At 58.9% G+C, this 18,844-nt stretch carries 20 protein-coding genes and 4 tRNA genes; 16 read left to right on the top strand and 8 right to left on the bottom strand.

Annotated features, from left to right (window positions below; genetic code table 11):
* Positions 1-1,224, top strand: a complete 1,224-nt coding sequence (gene pepT / locus U0L91_RS06615; protein ID WP_330045416.1) for a peptidase T — start codon at positions 1-3, stop codon at positions 1,222-1,224.
* 78 nt (positions 1,225-1,302) lie between these two features.
* Here pepT and U0L91_RS06620 read toward each other — a convergent pair whose 3' ends face one another.
* The 8 genes from U0L91_RS06620 to U0L91_RS06655 form a co-directional block, all read right to left on the bottom strand.
* On the bottom strand, positions 1,303-1,635 hold the full coding sequence (locus tag U0L91_RS06620) for a hypothetical protein (protein WP_330045417.1): 333 nt from the start codon (positions 1,633-1,635) through the stop codon (positions 1,303-1,305).
* 71 nt (positions 1,636-1,706) lie between these two features.
* Positions 1,707-1,782: transfer RNA gene (locus U0L91_RS06625), tRNA-Gly, on the bottom strand.
* A gap of 38 nt (positions 1,783-1,820) precedes the next feature.
* Positions 1,821-3,257 (bottom strand): DUF3329 domain-containing protein, encoded by a 1,437-nt coding sequence (locus U0L91_RS06630; protein WP_330045420.1) that lies wholly within the window; start codon positions 3,255-3,257, stop codon positions 1,821-1,823.
* Between the two features lie 72 nt (positions 3,258-3,329).
* A tRNA-Arg gene (locus U0L91_RS06635) sits at positions 3,330-3,406 on the bottom strand.
* Between the two features lie 78 nt (positions 3,407-3,484).
* Positions 3,485-4,429, bottom strand: coding sequence for a glycoside hydrolase family 25 protein (locus U0L91_RS06640; RefSeq protein WP_330045422.1), 945 nt, complete (start codon positions 4,427-4,429; stop codon positions 3,485-3,487).
* Positions 4,430-4,485: 56 nt separating this feature from the next.
* Positions 4,486-5,229, bottom strand: coding sequence for an elongation factor P 5-aminopentanone reductase (ymfI, locus tag U0L91_RS06645; RefSeq protein ID WP_330045423.1), 744 nt, complete (start codon positions 5,227-5,229; stop codon positions 4,486-4,488).
* A complete protein-coding gene (locus U0L91_RS06650; RefSeq protein WP_330045425.1) occupies positions 5,219-5,713 on the bottom strand; it encodes a nucleoside deaminase in 495 nt (164 codons plus the stop codon). Before U0L91_RS06650 ends, ymfI begins: the two co-directional genes overlap by 11 nt.
* Before the next feature lie 5 nt (positions 5,714-5,718).
* Positions 5,719-6,648 carry a CPBP family intramembrane glutamic endopeptidase gene (locus U0L91_RS06655; RefSeq protein WP_330045427.1) on the bottom strand — a complete coding sequence of 310 codons (930 nt, stop codon included), beginning with the start codon at positions 6,646-6,648 and terminating at the stop codon, positions 5,719-5,721.
* Positions 6,649-6,980: 332 nt separating this feature from the next.
* Here U0L91_RS06655 and U0L91_RS06660 point away from each other — a divergent pair, with 332 nt between their 5' ends.
* The 15 genes from U0L91_RS06660 (at position 6,981) to U0L91_RS06730 (ending at position 18,843) form a co-directional block, all read left to right on the top strand.
* Complete coding sequence (locus U0L91_RS06660; RefSeq protein ID WP_330045429.1) at positions 6,981-7,865, top strand: LysR family transcriptional regulator; 885 nt, start codon at positions 6,981-6,983, stop codon at positions 7,863-7,865.
* A 116-nt stretch (positions 7,866-7,981) separates the two neighbouring features.
* Complete coding sequence (locus U0L91_RS06665; protein ID WP_330045431.1) at positions 7,982-8,827, top strand: PHP domain-containing protein; 846 nt, start codon at positions 7,982-7,984, stop codon at positions 8,825-8,827.
* A 41-nt stretch (positions 8,828-8,868) separates the two neighbouring features.
* Complete coding sequence (locus tag U0L91_RS06670) at positions 8,869-9,123, top strand: TIGR03905 family TSCPD domain-containing protein (protein ID WP_330045433.1); 255 nt, start codon at positions 8,869-8,871, stop codon at positions 9,121-9,123.
* Between the two features lie 39 nt (positions 9,124-9,162).
* Positions 9,163-10,941, top strand: a complete 1,779-nt coding sequence (locus tag U0L91_RS06675) for an HAD-IIIC family phosphatase (RefSeq protein ID WP_330045435.1) — start codon at positions 9,163-9,165, stop codon at positions 10,939-10,941.
* Between the two features lie 11 nt (positions 10,942-10,952).
* On the top strand, positions 10,953-12,095 hold the full coding sequence (locus U0L91_RS06680; protein WP_330045437.1) for a hypothetical protein: 1,143 nt from the start codon (positions 10,953-10,955) through the stop codon (positions 12,093-12,095).
* The gene (locus tag U0L91_RS06685; protein WP_330045439.1) at positions 12,095-13,486 is read left to right on the top strand and encodes an MBOAT family O-acyltransferase; all 1,392 of its coding nucleotides are present in this window, start codon (positions 12,095-12,097) and stop codon (positions 13,484-13,486) included. Before U0L91_RS06680 ends, U0L91_RS06685 begins: the two co-directional genes overlap by 1 nt.
* Positions 13,487-13,599: 113 nt before the next feature.
* Positions 13,600-13,683: transfer RNA gene (locus tag U0L91_RS06690), tRNA-Leu, on the top strand.
* A 177-nt stretch (positions 13,684-13,860) separates the two neighbouring features.
* Positions 13,861-15,090, top strand: coding sequence for a zinc ribbon domain-containing protein (locus tag U0L91_RS06695; protein WP_330045441.1), 1,230 nt, complete (start codon positions 13,861-13,863; stop codon positions 15,088-15,090).
* Between the two features lie 94 nt (positions 15,091-15,184).
* Entirely contained in the window at positions 15,185-15,499 is a 315-nt protein-coding gene (locus U0L91_RS06700; protein ID WP_330045443.1) for an ArsR/SmtB family transcription factor, read from the top strand.
* A 90-nt stretch (positions 15,500-15,589) separates the two neighbouring features.
* On the top strand, positions 15,590-16,591 hold the full coding sequence (locus U0L91_RS06705; RefSeq protein WP_330045444.1) for a permease: 1,002 nt from the start codon (positions 15,590-15,592) through the stop codon (positions 16,589-16,591).
* A gap of 19 nt (positions 16,592-16,610) precedes the next feature.
* Positions 16,611-16,937, top strand: coding sequence for a thioredoxin family protein (locus U0L91_RS06710; protein ID WP_330045446.1), 327 nt, complete (start codon positions 16,611-16,613; stop codon positions 16,935-16,937).
* A complete protein-coding gene (locus U0L91_RS06715; RefSeq protein WP_330045448.1) occupies positions 16,937-17,350 on the top strand; it encodes an arsenate reductase ArsC in 414 nt (137 codons plus the stop codon). Before U0L91_RS06710 ends, U0L91_RS06715 begins: the two co-directional genes overlap by 1 nt.
* A 199-nt stretch (positions 17,351-17,549) precedes the next feature.
* Positions 17,550-17,634 (top strand) — tRNA-Tyr (locus tag U0L91_RS06720).
* Positions 17,635-17,856: 222 nt separating this feature from the next.
* The gene (locus U0L91_RS06725; protein ID WP_330045450.1) at positions 17,857-18,135 is read left to right on the top strand and encodes a hypothetical protein; all 279 of its coding nucleotides are present in this window, start codon (positions 17,857-17,859) and stop codon (positions 18,133-18,135) included.
* A gap of 216 nt (positions 18,136-18,351) precedes the next feature.
* A complete protein-coding gene (locus tag U0L91_RS06730) occupies positions 18,352-18,843 on the top strand; it encodes a hypothetical protein (protein WP_330045452.1) in 492 nt (163 codons plus the stop codon).
* Position 18,844: the final 1 nt, after the last annotated feature.

The raw sequence follows: 18,844 nt of genomic DNA on the forward strand, positions 1-18,844 counted from the left end.
ATGCGTGCTTATGAACGTTTGCTGCGCTATGTGAAAGTGTATACGACTTCCGACCCCGACAGTGCGACCCATCCCACGACGGAACGTCAGTTCGATCTGGCCCGGATGCTGGTGGAGGAACTGCAGGAACTCGGTCTTGCGGATGCCCGCGTGGACGAACACTGCTATGTGTATGCCACGCTGCCCGCCACCTCCGGCTATGAGGCGGCCAAGGGACTTGGCTTCATTGCCCATATGGATACCGCGCCCGACGCCCCCGGCGAGGGTGTGAACCCCCAGATTTACCCCGACTACGACGGCGGCGATGTGACGTTCCCGGCAACGGGTGCCGTCATGACGGTCCGTCAGTTCCCCTTCCTGGCCAAGCTCAAGGGCCAGACGCTGATCACCGCCGACGGCACGACGCTGCTCGGCGCGGATGACAAGGCCGGTGTGGCCGAGATCATGACGATGCTGGAAACCCTGCAGAAGGAAAACCGTCCCCACGGCAAGATCTGCGTTGCCTTCACGCCCGACGAGGAAGTGGGGCAGGGGGCTGATCTGTTTGATGTGGAAGGATTCGGTGCCGCCTATGCCTACACGGTGGACGGCGACGAGGCCGGTGAAATCAGCTACGAAAACTTCAATGCGGCCGCTGCCTTTGTGACGGTGCACGGCTTCTCGGTCCATCCCGGCAGCGCCAAGAATGCAATGATCAATGCGCAGAATGTGGCCATCGAATTCCACAATGCCCTGCCTGCCTATGACCGTCCCGAGAACACCGAGAACCGGGAAGGCTTCTTCCATCTGTGCAGCATGGAAGGGGATGTCAGCGGCGCCAAACTCGGCTACATTATCCGCGATCACAGCGCCACGACCTTTGCCGCCCGCAAGGAGATGATGGAGCATATCGCCGCCATCCTCAATGAAAAGTACGGCGAAGGCACCGTCGAGCTGGAAATCCGCGACAGCTATTTCAATATGATCGAGAAGATCCGCCCGCACTTCCATCTGGTGGAGAACGCCCGCAAGGCGATCCGTGCCGCCGGCCTGGAGCCCATCGAACCGCCGGTCCGCGGCGGCACCGACGGCGCCACGCTGAGCTTCAAGGGGCTGCCTTGCCCGAACCTGGGCACCGGCGGCTTCAACTATCACGGCCCCTGCGAAGGCATCACCGCCGAAGCGATGGACAAGGCCACCGACATTCTTGTCAATCTGGCCGATCTGTATAAGGATGTCCAGTAACCGCTGCTTCCCGGCGTACAGACAATAGGAAAAGACCCGGATACCGGCACAGACGGCCGATGTCCGGGTCTTTTGAATTCAGCAATCCGGTTCACAGTCCAGGATGGAAGGAATATCCGACCACTTGTCGGGTTCGGCGGCGTACCGCTCGTGCAGCCACGCCACGGCGGCGTCCAGCCCCGCCTGGTTGCCCTCGAACTCGGCGTGTTCCTGCTTTTCCGCCGCCGTGTGCTCCAGACTCCAGGGCCCGGGCCAGACCGTGGCGGTCAGATACTCCACCTTGGTCTTGCCGGTCTCGTCGGCCGGATCGGGCTTTTTCCCGGGAGCTACCAGATACCGCATCCCGCCTTCCGAACCGGAATAGGGGTTCCCGCAATGGAACCAGTGATAGATGGGCAGACAATCCAACATCGGAACACACCTCACAATGCGCGGCTTTCAGCCAACAAAAAAGCCCCGGCCTTGCCAGGCCAGGGCCGTTATGGAGCGGGATACGAGTCTCGAACTCGCCACCTACTGCTTGGGAAGCAGTCACTCTACCGGATGAGCTAATCCCGCATCGGTAAAAGATATTATATCCTCCCGATGCAGGTTTGTCAAGACCCGGCTTCCGTGTCCGGATCGGACTGGGCCTGTTCGCCGGCTTCATAGGCGCTGTTGGTGTGCCCCGCAAAGGGGTAGGTCCGCACCTCGTCGGCCGTGATGCTGGTCACGCCGTACCACCGTGCCCGCCCCAGCGCCAGGGAATCCTCTCCGTTCTCGCGGATGTCGGGCAGCCCGTAAGCGCCGCACCAGCGGGTGTACGGCTCAATGCCGTAGGTCACAAGGTTGGCCGCAGCGGGTTCCTCCAGCGCGGCAATCTCGGCGCGCAGCGCGCGGTCCCGCGTGCGGTCCATCATCCAGTAGCTGGCAATGTCATAACCGGCCTCAATGGCATGGAACCCGGCCACCACGGCCAGGCAGGCAGTGGCGCAGGCCGCGGCACGGCGCAGCGTCCGGCCGCTGATCTGGACCAGACAGGCCGCACAGGCGGCGGTCAGCAGGGCAAAGACCCCATGGGTGGAACGGGGATAGTAGTCATGGCTGGCGATCATGGCAAAGTTGGCGCCCAGCCCGCCGAGCAGAAGAACCGCCGGCCAGACAAGGTCGGTGGCGTGTTCCTGCCGCTGGTACCACAACAGCAGATACAGCACCGCGAAGGCGAACAGCAGCGGCAGGGCGTAGCGCTTGAGCATATCCAGACAGGTCAGAAACCGCATGGCATAGCGCGTCAGCAGACTGTCGTAGTCGCTGAGCGTGCTGGCGCGGTTGTAGTTGCCCCGCGCCGCAATCAGAATCACAAACCCGGCCAGCGCGCCGGCCAGTCCGGTTCCCATCCAGAGCGGAGCGCGGTGTTCCCGCCGCAGCACGACGGCAAGACACAGCACAAGACAGACAAGCATGCCGGCGCTGGTGTTTTCGCTGAGCCAGCCGGCCAGCAGACCGGCCAGCGCCATCCCGACGGCCATCCGGCGGCGGGCGGTGAAGGGCCGCTGCAGATAATAGCGCCAGGGCAGCAGGAAGGCAAGACAGCCCGCCGTTGCCCACAGATAATTGCAGGAACCGCACATCCAGAGGTTGGTCTGCCCGAACACCGGGCTGATTTCCCACAGCGAGAGGTAGATCAGCGCCAGCGTCACAAAATCGTACCGGTCCCGGCGTCGTCCCTCGGCCAGACGGTAGATCAGCAGCCCCAGCCCGGCATAGACAGCGGCATTGCACAGATTGAAAACGATTTTCGGGAACATCGTGAAGCCCTGGGCGAAGAACTTGACGATCACCCGTCCGCTCCACTCATAATAATGATAGGCAAGACTCTGCAGAAGCTGCGGCAGCGAATGCAGCCGTTCGCCAGTGTCGAAGGCATAGGCAAAGGTGTAATCGTCGGCCAGATAAGGCGTCAGACAGTTGAGCAGCAGCATCCAGAGGAATACCGCTCCCACCAGCAGGCAAAAGGCGCGTTTGCGCAGCGGCGTGTCGGTTTGAAGATGCATGGAAGTACCTCCGCGGAAGGATGTCCCGTGCCGGGATAACAAAAAATCCCCGCCCTGCGGGCGGGGAACAGCTGGTGTCCTCGAGGTGATTTGAACACCCGGCCTACCGCTTAGGAGGCGGTCGCTCTATCCAGCTGAGCTACGAAGACAAAATCCCGGCACTCTCTCATTATACAGGCACATGCCCGTAAAATCAAGTGCCGGGTTCGGCGGTGCCGCCGGAATCCTTATTCCAGAGCGGCTTTGGCGGCAGCGATCTTGGCGTTGGCCTGGGCCAGGAGTTCCGCACAGTTGTCCGATGAGGAAACCTGTTCCAGCCGGTTGCGGTCATCCAGGATGGCCGTCCAGTACTGGCCGCCGTTGTAGTCCAGAATCACCCATTCGTAGCCGTTGTACGGGGTGCGGTTGCGCTCCACGACCTTGTAGGTGCCCTGGGGCAGATACCCCACCACATCGTTGAAGTTGGCCGAGTAGAAGTACTCGTTGTTGGTGCCGAACACGGTCAGCTGATAGCCCGAAACGGACTGCATGTCGGGACCGGAAGAGCCGTAACCGTTGAAGTTGCCGGACTTGATGGCCGGCAGGAAATCCCGGTAACTGTAATTCAGATCCACCGAACCGCTGATGCCGCTGACCGACCCTGTCGAGGAGTACTGCCACATCGTGTAGTTGCCGGTGTAGCCCAGCGTCGAGCGGTAGTCAGCCACCCACAGCGGGTAGTTCTCGAGTGCCGAGGCGTCCAGATAGTTCTTGATGAAGTTGGTGTAGCTGTACCAGCCGGCATACCATTTGCGCTGGTACAGAATGTCCATCGCATATTTCACCAGGCTGGTCAGCGTCGTCTTGCCGAGGCTGGTCAGACTGGAATCCTCCACGTCCACAAAGACGGGATATTCCAGCTGCAGACCTTCCAGCGCGGCCATGAAGGTGTTCAGCTCCTTGGCAACGGCGCTCTGTGTGCGTGCGTAACTGTAATAGTAGGCGCCCACCCGCAGGCCGGCGGCATGGGCACCGTTGACGTTCTGCAAAAAGTACGGATCGATATAAAGGCCGCTGCTGTTGCTCGAACCGACGCGGATAATGGCAAACTGTTTGCCGGACGCGGCAACGGACTTCCAGTTGATGTTGCCCTGATACCGGGATACGTCAATCCCGTTCTGGAACAAAGCCATAGATATTCCCCCTTCCCGTTGCGACATCCTATGCGCGCGGCGGGGGAGAGGTTCAGTCAGATCACAAGGCCGCCGTTGACGCCCAGCACCTGTCCGGTGATGAACCCGGCGTTGCGCCCGGCCAGGAACAGCAGGCTGTCCGCAACCTCTTCGGGGGTGCCCAGCCGTTCCACCGGAGTCTCTTCGGCCAGGGCCGCCTTGTCCTGCGCCGAGAAAGCCGCCATCATGTCGGTCTCAATGACGCCCGGAGCCACACAGTTCACCGTGATGCCGGAGGGTCCTTCCTCCTTGGCCAAAGCGCGGCAAAGGCCGATCACGCCGGCTTTGGCGGCCGAGTAAGCGGTCTCGCAGCTGCCGCCCGTCTGGCCCCACATGCTGCTCACCAGCAGGATGCGGCCGTATTTGCGGTGGATCATTCCGGGCAGGACGGCACGGCAGGCATAAAAAACGCCGTCCAGATCGACGGCCATCATGCGGTGCCAATCCTCGTCGGTCAGGTCGGTGAACAGCGCCTGCCCCGCGATCCCGGCATTGCAGATCAGCACTTCCAGCGTCCCGAAGGCCTGCAATGCCTGTTCCACGGCGGCATTGACCTGCCGGGAATCGCTCACGTCGGCCTGCAGGGCCAGCACCGCTGCGTCCGGGTTCAGTTCCTGGGCACGGCGGACCACCTCCGCGGCGGCGTCGGCATGAGAGTTCCAGATAAATGCCACATCGTAGCCGGCACGCGCAAAAGCCAGGACCGCCGCGGCACCGATGCCGCGGCTGCCGCCGGTGATGAAAACATGATCACGATTCATGGGTTTCTCCTTGTTGCATTGCTTTTTTCCGGAGTCGCTTGGCGCGCAGCATCGCAAAAAAATCCTGGAGCAGCGCCCGGGACTCCTCTTCCAGCAGGCCGTGCTCCACCACCGGATGATGGTTGAACGGCAGGGCAAACAGATCGGTTAAGGACCCGCAGCACCCGGCCTTGGGGTCCGCAGCGCCGTAGACGACCCGCCGCAGCCGGCTGTTGATGATCGCACCGCTGCACATCGGGCAGGGTTCCAGCGTGACAAAAAGCTCACACTGCCACAGCCGCCATCCGCCCAGGGCGCGGCAGGCGGCGTCGATGGCCAGCAGTTCGGCATGATAGGTGGCGTTCTTTTCGGTTTCCCGCAGGTTGTGCGCCCTGGCAACAATCTCGCCGTCGCGGGCAATGACGGCCCCCACCGGGACTTCCCCCAGGGAGGCGGCGATCCGCGCTTCTTCCAGCGCGGCCTGCATCAGTTCGGTATCGGTCATGGCGGTCACCCCAGCTGTCTGGCGTAGACGGCCAGCACAATCAGGAACACAACCGCCACCGAATAGACCGGGCTTGTAAAGACCGCCAGCGGTCCCACGCCGGGCCGCAGCCCTGCCGAAAACCGGAATCCCCGGCGCTCGGCAAACCAGACCAGCCAGAGCGCCAGCAGCGGAAAGCCGATCAGGAGCAGCAGCTCATAGGCCAGCGAGATGTTGGAGGGAGCAAACAGCCGCAGATACAGACTCAGGAAGGCCAGACAGTTGTTGACGAAATGCAGCAGCATGCCCGGCAGGATGCTGCCCGAGCGCTCGGCCAGCCATCCGAGGAACAAAGCGCAGACAAAGGCCGTGATCCCCTGGGCCAGGTCCTGATGGAGCAGGGCAAACAGCAGCGCCGGGGCAAACATGGCGGCGGCGCTGCCGGAGGGACGCATCAGCCCCTGCAGGGCCCCGCGGAAAAACAGCTCCTCCACAATGGCGGGCATGACGCAGAGACTCAGAAAATAGGCGAACAGTTCGCTGCCCGCCGCGGGCAGGACCGTCATTTCTTTGGTGACGCCGATCAGCCGGGCCAGCAGCCCGCCGAACAGGTTGCCGGCGTTGGCGATGCCCAGAAAGACCGAAAGGCAGAACAACGGACTCCACGGAGCCGGCAGAATCACCCGCAGATCCTCCGGCACCAGCCGGGTCGTGCGCAGCAGCCAGAACAGCGGCAGCACAATGGCGCCGATGCCCACCAGCATTTCCAGAAAAATCGCGGCCGTGCCGCTGAATCCCACCGGATCGGCGAGACTGGCCCCTTCCACCCGCAGGTTCATCAGAAAGGAAACCCCCACCGCCAGCAGATTTTTCAAAAACAGATAAATGAACGCCGCCAGCGCGCACCAGGAGGCAGCTCCCTTGACGCCGCGGGTTCTTGCAATTCGTTGTTTCAATGCCAGATCCTCTTCTTTTCGGATGTTTAGACTTCCCGGCGGGAACAAAACCCGCCAAACCTAGTTTACCACACCCGGTTTCGGACTACAACTCCCGCCCGGAACAAAAAATGCCCGCCGGTTGTGCGGACCGGCGGGCAAAGAGGGGATAGAGAAGGAATACAGAGAAGAAGTTGGAAAAAGCTCATCAAGGTTGTGCGGACCTTGACTTTCTTCGACTATGATAGTACATTATTCGTGATTCGTAAAACTCAATTTTTTCATACCAAGCATGAAACAAATTCAACTATGATTTTGATGTGTCCCGCATTCGGCGGGGGAGGAAACAAACCATGACGCTGCTGGCCTGCCAGATCTTTTCAACCATTGCCCGCGAGGGCAGTTTTGCCCGTGCCGCGGAACAGCTGCACCTGACGCCGTCTGCCATCAGCCACGCGGTGGCCACGATGGAGGAAGAGTGCGGCTTTCCGCTGTTCACCCGCACCAAAAGCGGGGTTACCATGACGGCCGCGGCCGAAAGTCTCGTGCCGGCCATCCAGCGGATGCTGGCTTCCAACGAATCGCTGGACCAGTCCATCGCCCAGATCAACGGGATGCACAAGGGGGTGCTGCGCGTCGGGGTGTTCAACAGTGCCTGCACGGTCTGGATGCCTCACATCATCCCCGAGTATGTTGCGAAGTTTCCCGGCATTGATGTCCAGGTGTACCAGGGCAGTTATGCCGATATCGCCTCCTGGCTGCGCACCGGAACGGTGGAACTCGGATTCCTGTCCAATTCCTGTGCCCGTGACCTGGATTTTGAACCGCTTTACCATGACCCGCTGGTCTGTATTGCGCCCCACGGTTTTTCAACCCGCCGTCCCGGCATGGTGGAAGCGTCCGAACTGCGCGGACAGCCCTTTGTGAGCCAGCGGGCCGATACCGACGCCGACATCCAGAGCTATCTCAAGCGGGCCGAACTGCGGATCGATTCGCACTGCTATGTGATTGACGACGAATCCATGGTGGCAATGGTGGCCTGCGGCCGCGGCGTGGCCATCATGCCGGAACTTCTGCTCCGGGACGGTGTGGAGCGCGGGGTGGATGTCCTGCGCCTCGAACCGGCGGCCGAGCGCAGCATCGGTCTGGCCTGTCTCGACAAAAACAGCCTTTCCCCGGCGGCCAGGGAGTTCTTCCGCTGCGTGCGCACGTTTGCCGGCAGCCAGGGGGCTGCCTGATCGGCCGGAGCGTGGCTGACCGGTGATTTACAAATGCCGCTCGGAATGGTATAATATTCTTTACCTACCGGCAGGATGTGCCGGCAGCAAAGCCTATCTGCTTTGGGAGGAACACGATGCCCGGAGATCTGCACACACACTCCACCTTTTCGGACGGCTCCACGCCGGCCGAAAAGCTTCCGTGGCTTGCCGGCTGTGCCGGCATGACCGATCTGGCCATCAGCGACCACGACTCCATCCGGAGCGTCCGGTTCGCCTATCAGAACCCCCGGTGCAACGGGGTCCGTCTGATTCCGGCAACCGAACTGACCGCCTACGATTACGCCCGTTCGCACCGGGTCCATATTCTCTGCTTCTGGCCGGATGACTGCTCCGCCCTGGAACAGTATGCCGACGAGATGGCCCGGCGCCGCCGGGAAGCCGTTCTGCAATCCTGCCGGGAACTGGAGGAACTCTGCCCCCAGTTCCGGACCGAGGAAGCGCTGGAATACGCCAAGGACTGCGGTACGCTGTACAAGGCGCATGTCATGCGGGTGCTGTGGCAGTATGGCCTGTCGGACGGGATGTACAACCAGGTCTATCGGTCGCTGTTCGGACTGCGCCCGGTGCGGGGCAAAATCCTGCACACACCGCGCTACGAGACGGTGAACACGATTCTGGACCTGATCAGGACCTGCCGCGGTGTGGCCGTGCTGGCCCACCCGAGTGTCTATCACAGCATGGAGCTGGCCCGGGAGCTGATTGCGGCGGGCCGCCTCGACGGCGTCGAGATCCACCATCCCCGCAACACCGCGGAGGATCAGGAGGAACTGACCCGCCTGGCACAGCAATACAACCTGATCGTGACGGGCGGCACGGACTACCATGGCATGAATACCAACACCCCGCGCCCGGTGGGGGCGCTGCACACGGACGACGACCAGATTGCCCGCATTGAGGCACTGGCGAAGTCCCGCAAATGAACGCATCCAGGAAAATCAGTAATAATAAAGGAGAAATCAATATGACTTACGAACGCCGTAACCGCGGCACCTGCTCGGTGCTGACCAAAGTGGAACTCAACAGTGACCATACGATCGAATCTGTCTCTGTCCTCGGAGGCTGCAACGGCAACCTCAAGGGCATCTGCCAGCTGCTCAAAGGCATGAAGGCCGAGGACGCCATCGCCCGGATGGAGGGCACCACCTGCGGTTCCAAGCCCACCAGCTGCCCCGATCAGATTGCCCAGACGCTCAAGGAAGCCCTGGCCGCGATGTAATGGCACGGTATCCCGGATACCATGGACAGGAGTTACGATATGGACTGTTTTGATTATCCTCTTGACACGGCCACTCTTCTGCGCAAAAAGCGGAAGATCCGCAAGGAATTGCTGGCCCAGAACCCCCATCCGCTCGAAAAGCGGGTGGCCATCCTGGGCGGTTCCACCACAAACGAGGTGGCAGACCAGCTCGGCCTGTTCCTGCTGCAATACGGCATCCGGGCGGAGTTCTATCAGTCGGAGTACGGCCAGTACTGGCAGGACGCGATGTTCGGAACGCCGGAACTGGACGCCTTTGCGCCGGATGTCATCTATATCCATACCAACTGGCGCAATGTGACGGCCTTCCCGACCACCGCCACCCCGACGGACGAGATCGACGCCATGCTCCAGGCCGAGTATGACCGTTTTGCACAGATGTGGAAGGCGCTGGAGGACAAATTCCATTGCCCCATCATCCAGAACAACTTTGACCGGCCCAATTACCGTCTGATGGGCAACCGGGATATCTGGGACCCGCATGGGCGTTCCAACTTCCTGAGCCGCCTGAATCAGAAGTTCTATGCCTACGCCGCCGCGCATGAGGATTTCTATATCAATGATCTGGAGTACCTCTCCTCGGATTACGGTGTGACCGCCTGGGGGGATGCCTTCTACTGGCATATGTATAAGTATGCCATGTGCCTGGATGCCATCCCGTCGCTGGCCTCCAGTCTGGCGAACATCATCAAATCGCTGTACGGCCGCAACAAGAAGGCGCTGGTGCTGGATCTGGACAACACGCTCTGGGGCGGTGTTGTGGGGGATGACGGCGTGGACGGCATTGCCGTTGGTCCCGAAGTTCCCGAAGGGCAGGTCTATGCGGAGTTCCAGAGCTACTGCAAGGCATTGCAGTCCATCGGCGTGGTGCTGGCGGTGGATTCCAAGAATGACGAGGCCAACGCACTTGCCGGTCTGAACCATCCCGACGGGGTTCTGCGGCCCGATGACTTTGTCAGCATCAAGGCCAACTGGGACCCCAAGGACCAGAACCTCCGGGCGATTGCCGATGAGCTGAGCCTGGGCGCCGACAGCTTTGTCTTTGCGGACGACAACCCCGCCGAGCGGGCGATCGTGGCGGCCCAGATGCCCGGCGTGGCGGTCCCTGCCCTGGACGGAGCCGAGAACTATATCAAAATGCTGGACCACGGCGGCTATTTTGAGACCACCATCCTCTCGGGGGATGATTTGAAAAAGACCCAGCAGTACCATGCCCGGGCCCAGGCTGCCAGGGCACAGGCCGCTTTCTCCGACTACGGAGAATATCTGGACAGCCTCGAAATGCACGCGGTGGTCAAGCCGTTTGAACCGATCTATATCCAGCGCATTGCCCAGCTCACCAACAAGAGCAATCAGTTCAACCTGACCACGCTGCGCTGCACCGAGGATGATATCCGCGCCATGGCGGCGGATGAAGCCTGGATCACCCTGTACGGCAAACTGACCGATAAGTTTGCCGATAACGGTGTGGTGGCCGTCACGGCAGCCTGCCGGCAGGGAACAACGCTGGAAATCAAACTCTGGCTGATGAGCTGCCGCGTGCTCAAACGCGGCATGGAAGATGCCATGATGGACACCTTGGTGGCCAAAGCGGCCGCCCTCGGCGTCACCGAGATCATCGGCCGCTACCTGCCCACCGCCAAAAACGCGATGGTCCGGGAATTCTATGGCGAGATGGGCTTTGCCAAAGTCGCCGAGGAGGCGGACGGCAGCACGACCTGGAAACTGGAGGTGTCGGCTTACCGGCCCCGCCATCCGCACATGACCATCGAGCAGTAATAAGGAACGCCATGCCGAATCCCATTCCCGCACAACCGAACACCGGACGCGGCCCGCTGCAAAAGGCGGGCCTGTTTGTGTTGTTTGCCATCCTGACGGCGGCCATCTGCCTGCTGCTGAATTTCCTGCTGGTGGATGACCTTCATGCCTATTCCCGGGTGATGCTGCAGGAGTATTACGAACAGGCCGAAACGGTGGATACCATCTTTGTGGGGTCCTCCCACTGCTACCGCAGCTTTGACCCCGACGCGGTGGATGCCGTTCTGGGAACGCACAGCTTCAACCTGGGAACCAGTCAGCAGTTGCCCGACGGCTCCTACTGGCTGGTGCGGGAAGCCGCGGATCTCAGCCCGCTCAAGACGGTCTATCTCGAAACGTTCTACACCGGCTACAACCAGTCTGCCTCGAGCAATGTGCCGCTTGCGTGCTACCTGATCACCGACTATCTCCGCCCCTCGTCGCCGTACCGGTATCGCTATCTCTGGGAGATGGGCGGTCCCGCGGCGTTCGCGGACCTGATCTTCCCGGCCCGCCATGCCATTGCCGACCCCGGCGAATTGCCGGCACTCTGGCGCGGCAAACTCAGCGGCGGCTATGATGCCGGCAACTATGACTGGGTGACCTATCCCGGGGAGGAAGAATACCGCGGCCGCGGTTTCGTCTATACCTACGGGACCTGTCAGTGGGGATTCGGGACCGTCCTCAATGTGGATGCCGACCATCCGCTCTCACAGTTCGGTCAGAGCAACCTGCTGCGCATCGCGGACTTCTGCCGTTCCCGCGGTATCCGTCTTGTGCTGGTCACGGCACCGCTTCCCAGTGCGTACCTTCAGAATACCGAACAGTATCAGGCCTATGTCGACGCTTTGCGCGCCGTGGCCAGCGATTACGATACCGAATACTGGGACTTCTCTCTGTTCGCCGATACCGAGCTGATGCCGCTGGCCTATGAGGACTTCTCCGACATGCACCACCTGAACGGCCAGGGCGCCGAAAAATTTACCGCCGCGTTTGCCCAGGTGGCGGCGCGCAGCGCGGAAGGAGAGGATGTCTCCGGACTGTTCTATGATACGGTCGAGGAAAAACTGGCCCTGTCACCGGATTCGACGGTTCAGTGGGAGGCGCAATATCGGGCAGGGGAGGCGAACGGCTGATGCTTTCTGTAATTTCTCCGGCGTTTCTTCTGTTCGTCGCGGTGCTGCTTGCCGTGTGGTACCGTACTCCACCGGCACGCCGCTGGCAGACGCTGCTGGCAGCCAACCTGGTGTTCTGCCTGGCAATGGATGTCCGGGGCTGTGCGGCGGTGATTGCCGCATCACTGGTCGTCTGGATCGCAGCCCCCCGGACGGTCCGGGACGGCCGTTCCCGCTGCCTCTGGCTCTTTCTCGGCCTCGCAGCGGCCCTGGCACCGCTCATTCTTCTCAAGTACAGCGGCATGCTTGTGCCCGGACTGCGGGATCTCTACAAACCCTTCGGAATTGCCTATTACAGCCTGCAGCTGACCGGGTATCTGCTGGACGTGTCCGGCAAAAAGATTCCGCCGGAGCGCAGATTTGACCGCCTGCTGTGCTACGCCACCTTCTTTCTCTCGATGACGCAGGGTCCCTTCAACCGGTATGGGACACTGATGCCCCAGCTGGATGACACGCCGCACCGGCCCGGAACCCGGCGCCTTGTATTCGGCGCACAGCGCTGTGCCTGGGGCTATTTCAAAAAACTGGCCATTGCGGACCGCGCCGCGGTGGTGGTGGCGGCAGCCTTTGCCGACCCGACGGCCTTTGACCGGAGCCAGCTGATCTTTGCCACGGTCATGTACTCCTTCCAGCTCTATGCAGACTTCTCCGGCTACACCGATATCGTCCTCGGCATCGGTGAGATGATGGGGCTGGCCCTGCCGGAAAACTTCCGTCAGCCCTTCCTGGCCGCCAGCGTTCATGAGCTGTGGGCGCGCTGGCATATCAGCCTTTCCCGCTGGTTCCGCGATTACGTCTATATCCCGTTGGGAGGAAACCGCCGCGGTACCGCGCGGCGCGATGCCAACCTGATGGGCACCTTCCTGGTCAGCGGCCTCTGGCACGGGGCAGGGTGGACCTTCCTGGTCTGGGGCGGACTTCACGGCCTTGCACAGGTGATCGAAAACCATCTGCCTGCACCGCTGCGCCGCCGTGACCGGTATCCCGTCCGGCTGCTCGGCATTGCGGCTACATTTGCAACCTTCGTCGTAACCTTTACGATCTTCCGGGCGGACAGCCTCTCGTCGGCGGTGGCCTATTTCAGTGCCATTGTGCACAATCCCGGCCATCAGGTTTTCTCGCAGTACTGGCTGCTGGGCCTGACCAGCCGGTTGGATCTGCTGGAACTGCTGCTGGGAATTGCCATCCTGATTGCGGTGGATCTGCTGCATGAGGCAGGGCTTCACCTGCGTGAACTGGTGGCCCGTGCACCACTTCCGGTGCGCTGGACGGTCTATGAGGCGGCGATTTTTGCGTTTCTGCTGATGGCACGGTTCCTCGCGGGCGGGGGATTCCTCTATGCCCGGTTCTGAGGAACCCGACAGCTTTTTTTCAAAAAAATCAAAAAAAGCCTTGCATTCCCGCCGGGAATGTGATACAATAACTTTCGCAATGTCAAAGGTCAGCCCTTTGTACAAGGCGATTTGCGGAAGTGCTGGAATCGGCAGACAGGCACGTTTGAGGTGCGTGTGTCCATGACGTGTGGGTTCAAGTCCCATCTTCCGCACCAAAGAAAAAGAATCCGAACTTGTTTCTGTAAAGAAGTAAGTTCGGATTTTTTTGTGCTATTTTGTACTATCATGATTGCTCGGAAAGGTTGCTTAATTCTTGTGTCTGCAGTGTTATAAAGGACAGAATCCTATTCAGGTTCCAGTCTTTTTACCCTTCAAAGAAAGGATGCAGCCGGATGAAATATTGTACGAACTGTGGAAGTCCTCTGAAGGATGGCGATTCTGTCTGCCCGGGGTGTGGAGTACAACTTCAATCCGTCACACATCGTGAACGGAAAAAACGTCCTTTGCTTATAACAATTTTGTTATGGCTTTTCTTCTGGCCCATTCTGTTTCCGCTCTGGATCGTGAAGCAGGTTTTTGTGAAAAGACCAAAAAATCTGTATGTGTTGGCCGGGATTATTGTATTGGCGGCTGGCATATCAAAATTTCGCCAGACAGATCTTCCCCATTCTTCGGAATCGCCAACCGAAGCGGAATCCGGAGCCAGATCCGATGAACTGGAATTTTCGGGGATGACGGATGCGAAGCTGCAGGAAGAGTTCCTTGCTGCTTGCAGTCAAATCGGAATGGACCCAAAGGAAATCAAGGATTTCCAGCAAGTAGATGATTGGTCGGGCGGTCCGAGATTCTCGTTTGTGTACCAAGGAATGTCTTTCCGTCTTTACTGCAACGCGGATTCAACAGTCAGTTCTATCCGACTGGGAACGGACACGGATCTCTACAAACAAGGCTATGAACCGTATCAGGTTACAGACTACTTGGTTGATCCTTCCGTAGAGGTTCAACTGGAAGAACTGGCACAAGAGACCGTCACAGAACATTTGAAAGAACCGGATGAGGCCTCTTTTTCCTGGCTGGATTGGAGCTGCAGAAGGGACCACGATTTGTACTCGGTATCCGGTTCCGTATCGGCCGAAAATGGATTCGGAGCAAAAGAGCAGCTGCCGTTTGCGTGTACTTACCACATGGAGAATGAGACGTTCCGCCTTGTTGATTTGTTGATTGACGGAACGGTGATTCTGGATGATTGGGCTTCGGTTTCGATTCCGGAACGTGGTCAGGTTCAGACAAAGACGACTGCAGACTCCACGGAGGGAAAAACCATTTCCCTGGTTGACGGAATCCCGGGGAACTATGGTGAAGAGGTGGAAGTGGATGGCTCCCATGTAATTCTGTACCATGTTCCGGAAGGGCAATATACGGTGACAAATGACGGCGGATGGTGCAAAGTCTATGTTGCGAAAGATGATTATTCCAAAAACTCTGACGGATTTATGGAAAATGAGATTGTGAATACAGTTGAATTCTCGAAATATGGTGAGACAGCCTCTCTTTCGGTTGCCAGCGGGGAACATATCGAACTTACCATTCATGCCCGGGTGAAACTGACGCCTGCCTCCTAACGGATTTTCTCACCACCCCCCAAAATCTTCTTGACAAATCCCGGACGTTGTTCTATACTGAACACATCAAGAAATTTTGATTTGAGGTGACGACGTGGGGAACTATCAGCAGGATGCCAGGGTATTCAAAGCGCTGTGTGATCCCAAACGTCTGGCGATCCTTGAGCAGCTGCGCAGCGGCGAGAAATGCGCCTGTGTTTTGCTGGAACCGTTGGACCTGACGCAGTCCGGACTTTCCTATCACATGAAGATCCTCTGCGATTCCGGTCTGGTGGAGAGCCGGCAGGAAGGCAAATGGACCCATTACCACCTGAGTGAGGCCGGGCGGGAGAGGGCAGTCCGCCTTCTGCGGGAACTCACCACACCCGATGGTCATTCGACCGGGGAATGCGGCTGCTGCAGACACTGAACGCCATCTGGAAAGGATGGCGTTTTCGTTAGGCAATCAGATCAAAATTTTTTGATATATCTTTCGATGGTGGAAAAGTGAGGGTTTTGTATGGCTATCGGACAATGGATCGAGGACCAGCTTCTGGGAATGCAGTGGCTCAGCGACGGCATCGGGCTGCTGCTCTCCCGTGTGGGTCTTGATCTGGACAGCCGCCTGGGCGGCAGTCTGCATTTTTTCCTGTATGATGTTGTCAAAATCACGGTATTGCTCTGCGTCCTGATTTTTGCCGTGTCTTATCTGCAGAGTTATTTCCCGCCGGAACGAAGCCGTCAGATTCTCGGCCGGTTCCATGGGATCCGTGCCAACCTGATTGCCGCGCTACTCGGCACGGTGACGCCGTTCTGTTCCTGCTCGTCCATTCCGCTCTTCATCGGGTTTACCAGCGCGGGATTGTCGCTCGGCGTGACGTTTTCCTTTCTGATCTCATCCCCGATGGTGGACCTCGGCAGCCTGGTTCTGCTGATGAGCATTTTCGGCGCCAGAATCGCCGTGCTCTATGTGGTGGTGGGACTTGTCATCGCAGTGGTTGGCGGAACCATCCTCGAGAAGATGCATCTCGAGGACCAGCTGGAGGATTTCCTGTTTTCGGGAAATGCTGCCCGGGGTCAGGCTGCTTCGATGACGCTGTCCCAGCGTCTTGTCTATGCGCGGGAACAGATGACCGGGACCTTCCGCAAAGTGTTCCCGTATATTCTGGTCGGTGTTGGCATCGGGGCCATCATCCACAACTGGCTGCCGGAAAGCTGGATTCAGACCGTTCTGGGAAGCCGCAATCCGTTCGGCGTGCTGCTCGCCACGCTGGTAGGCATCCCGATGTACGCCGACATCTTCGGCACAATTCCCGTGGCGGAAGCCCTGCTGGCCAAGGGCGCCCAGCTGGGTACCATTCTCTCGTTCATGATGGCCGTCACCACCTTGTCTCTGCCGTCTCTCATCATGCTGCGCAAGGCAGTCAAACCCAAACTGCTGGCGTTGTTTGTGACGGTCTGCACGGCAGGCATTGTGGTGGTCGGGTATCTGTTTAATTTCTTTCAGCAATTTCTGATCTGACAGACAGGAGGATATGACAATGTTTATGTTTGGTAAAAAGAAAGAAGAAACCGCTTCCTGCTGCGCATGCAGCTGCGGGGCAAAGAATTCTGCGCCCGATGCATCCGTCAAGGTGCTGGGCTCCGGCTGTGCCAAGTGCAATGCCCTGGAGGAGGCGGCCCGCGCAGCCCTGACCGAACTGGGCATGGACACGACGATTGACCATGTGACGGATTTTGCCCAGATCGCCTCCTATGGCGTCATGGCGACGCCGGCTCTGGTGGTTGATGGCAAGGTTGTCAGCAGCGGACGTGTCCTCAAAAAGGAAGAGGCGGTGCAGCTGATCCGGGAGGCACGGGCCAAGTGATGAGCGAAAAACCGAAGGTTGCTTTTCTCTGCGTCCACAATTCCTGCCGCAGCCAGATCGCGGAAGCGCTGGGAAAGCTGCTGGCGGCGGATACCTTTGAGAGCTATTCCGCCGGGACCCAGACCAAGCCGCAGATCAACCCTGATGCCGTCCGGATGATGAAGGAACTGTATGGGGTGGATCTCGAAGCAACCCAGCACAGCAAACTGCTGTCCGAGCTGCCGCCGGTCGATATTGTCATTACGATGGGGTGCGGTGTGAGCTGCCCGAACCTGCCCTGCCGATACCGGGAGGACTGGGGCCTGGAGGACCCGACGGGACAGGGAGAACAAGCGTTCCATGAAACGATCCGCCAGATCCATCAAAAAGTCCTTTCGCTCAGACAGCGGATTCGTGACCGAGAACTTGGATAAGACCGAAGGCCCGGAAGGGGAAAACACTCCTTCCGGGCCTTTTTTTGTCTTTTCCGAACGAAAAAATCGAGGAAAAATCAGAGAATGACGATCCACCGAGAAAGTTTTTTTGAAAAAAAGCTTGCATTTTGTTTTCCGGTCTGCTATAATAAACAAGCACTCGAGAGAGGGCAGCGCCAAAGACGCCAAAACAGAATATGGGAGCTTTCCCGAGTGGCCAATGGGGACAGACTGTAAATCTGCTGCTTAATGCTTCGGTGGTTCGAATCCACCAGCTCCCACCAACAAAAACCTCGCAGAACTGATGTTTTGCGAGGTTTTTGCTTTTGAATCTCACGTTCAAAGGGCAAGGCTCCCGGGAATCCGGTCCGCACCATTGGCGATACGCATCACAGGGCAACCTTTACAAATCCCGTCCGGTATGGTACGATGCAAGTGAGATCAAATCGTAAGAAAAGGCAACCGGAAGCTTCAGCCGGATTGTCCCTTTGACAGGGGGGACTCTTATGAAACAGGGAAAAAAGAAGATGCCGATGCGAATGAAGGTAAAAATCATCTACGCATCCTTTCTCGCCATGCTGGTGCTGTGCGGCATCGGCATATGGGTCTTTACCAGAAATCCGGCGTTGGGCGTCTTGATCGTGGTATGCGATGCGATCGGCGAGTTTTTCTGGGTCCGCTATGTTCTCAAAAACTGGAGATGCCCTCATTGCGGTCATGATATGCCGGGGGTGCAGTACTGTAAGTATTGCGGGCAAAATCTGGATGATGAAACCGAAGAATAATGACATACAAGCCAGCGCTTCCGTGGTGCTGGCTTGTACTTTTGTCTGCCCGCCGATTGAGGTGTGTCGCGGGAGCAGCGCGCAGTCCCATTTGGCTCCTTCGGGAATAGAATGAAACAGGGGGCAGGGGATGGTGCCCTGTTCCGAAGCCTTACGGGTGGATCACGCCGAACGGCTCATTTCCATTCGACGATCAGGGAAGGAGCGCTGAACAAGATGAGCAAGAAATTTCTGACAACCCTTCTTGCAGGTCTGCTTTGCGGCAGCCTGGCGGCGACCGGCGGCCAGCAGGACGGCGGCATGGCGACGGAGGAGCAAACCGTGGACGGAGAGCGCAATTACCGCCGTCAGGATCTGTACGACGTACTGGACGGTATTGTCAATTATGAGGCGGACACCGCCGGCGGGAGCCTCAAAAACGTGATTGCAGCCGCCGAGCTGGTGGAGTTCCTCTCCAAGGAGGAGACCTCCGCCGACAAAAAGATGGTCATTGCCGACATCAATGCCTGGTATGAGGGTCTGACGGCGGACGAGCGCCGCCGCCTGGCCGAAAACTGGCCCAAGATGCTGGAGGAGGCCAAAGCCATCTCCGACGATCCGGAATCCCAGCAGGACATTCTCGATGATGCCGGGGTGACGACGGATTTCCAGGACATGGATCTGAGCGCCTCCCAGGAGATTCTGGACAACGAGAATCTTCTGCGCTGAG

Source organism: Gemmiger sp. (assembly GCF_036306485.1).
Classification (GTDB): Bacteria; Bacillota; Clostridia; order Oscillospirales; family Ruminococcaceae; genus Gemmiger.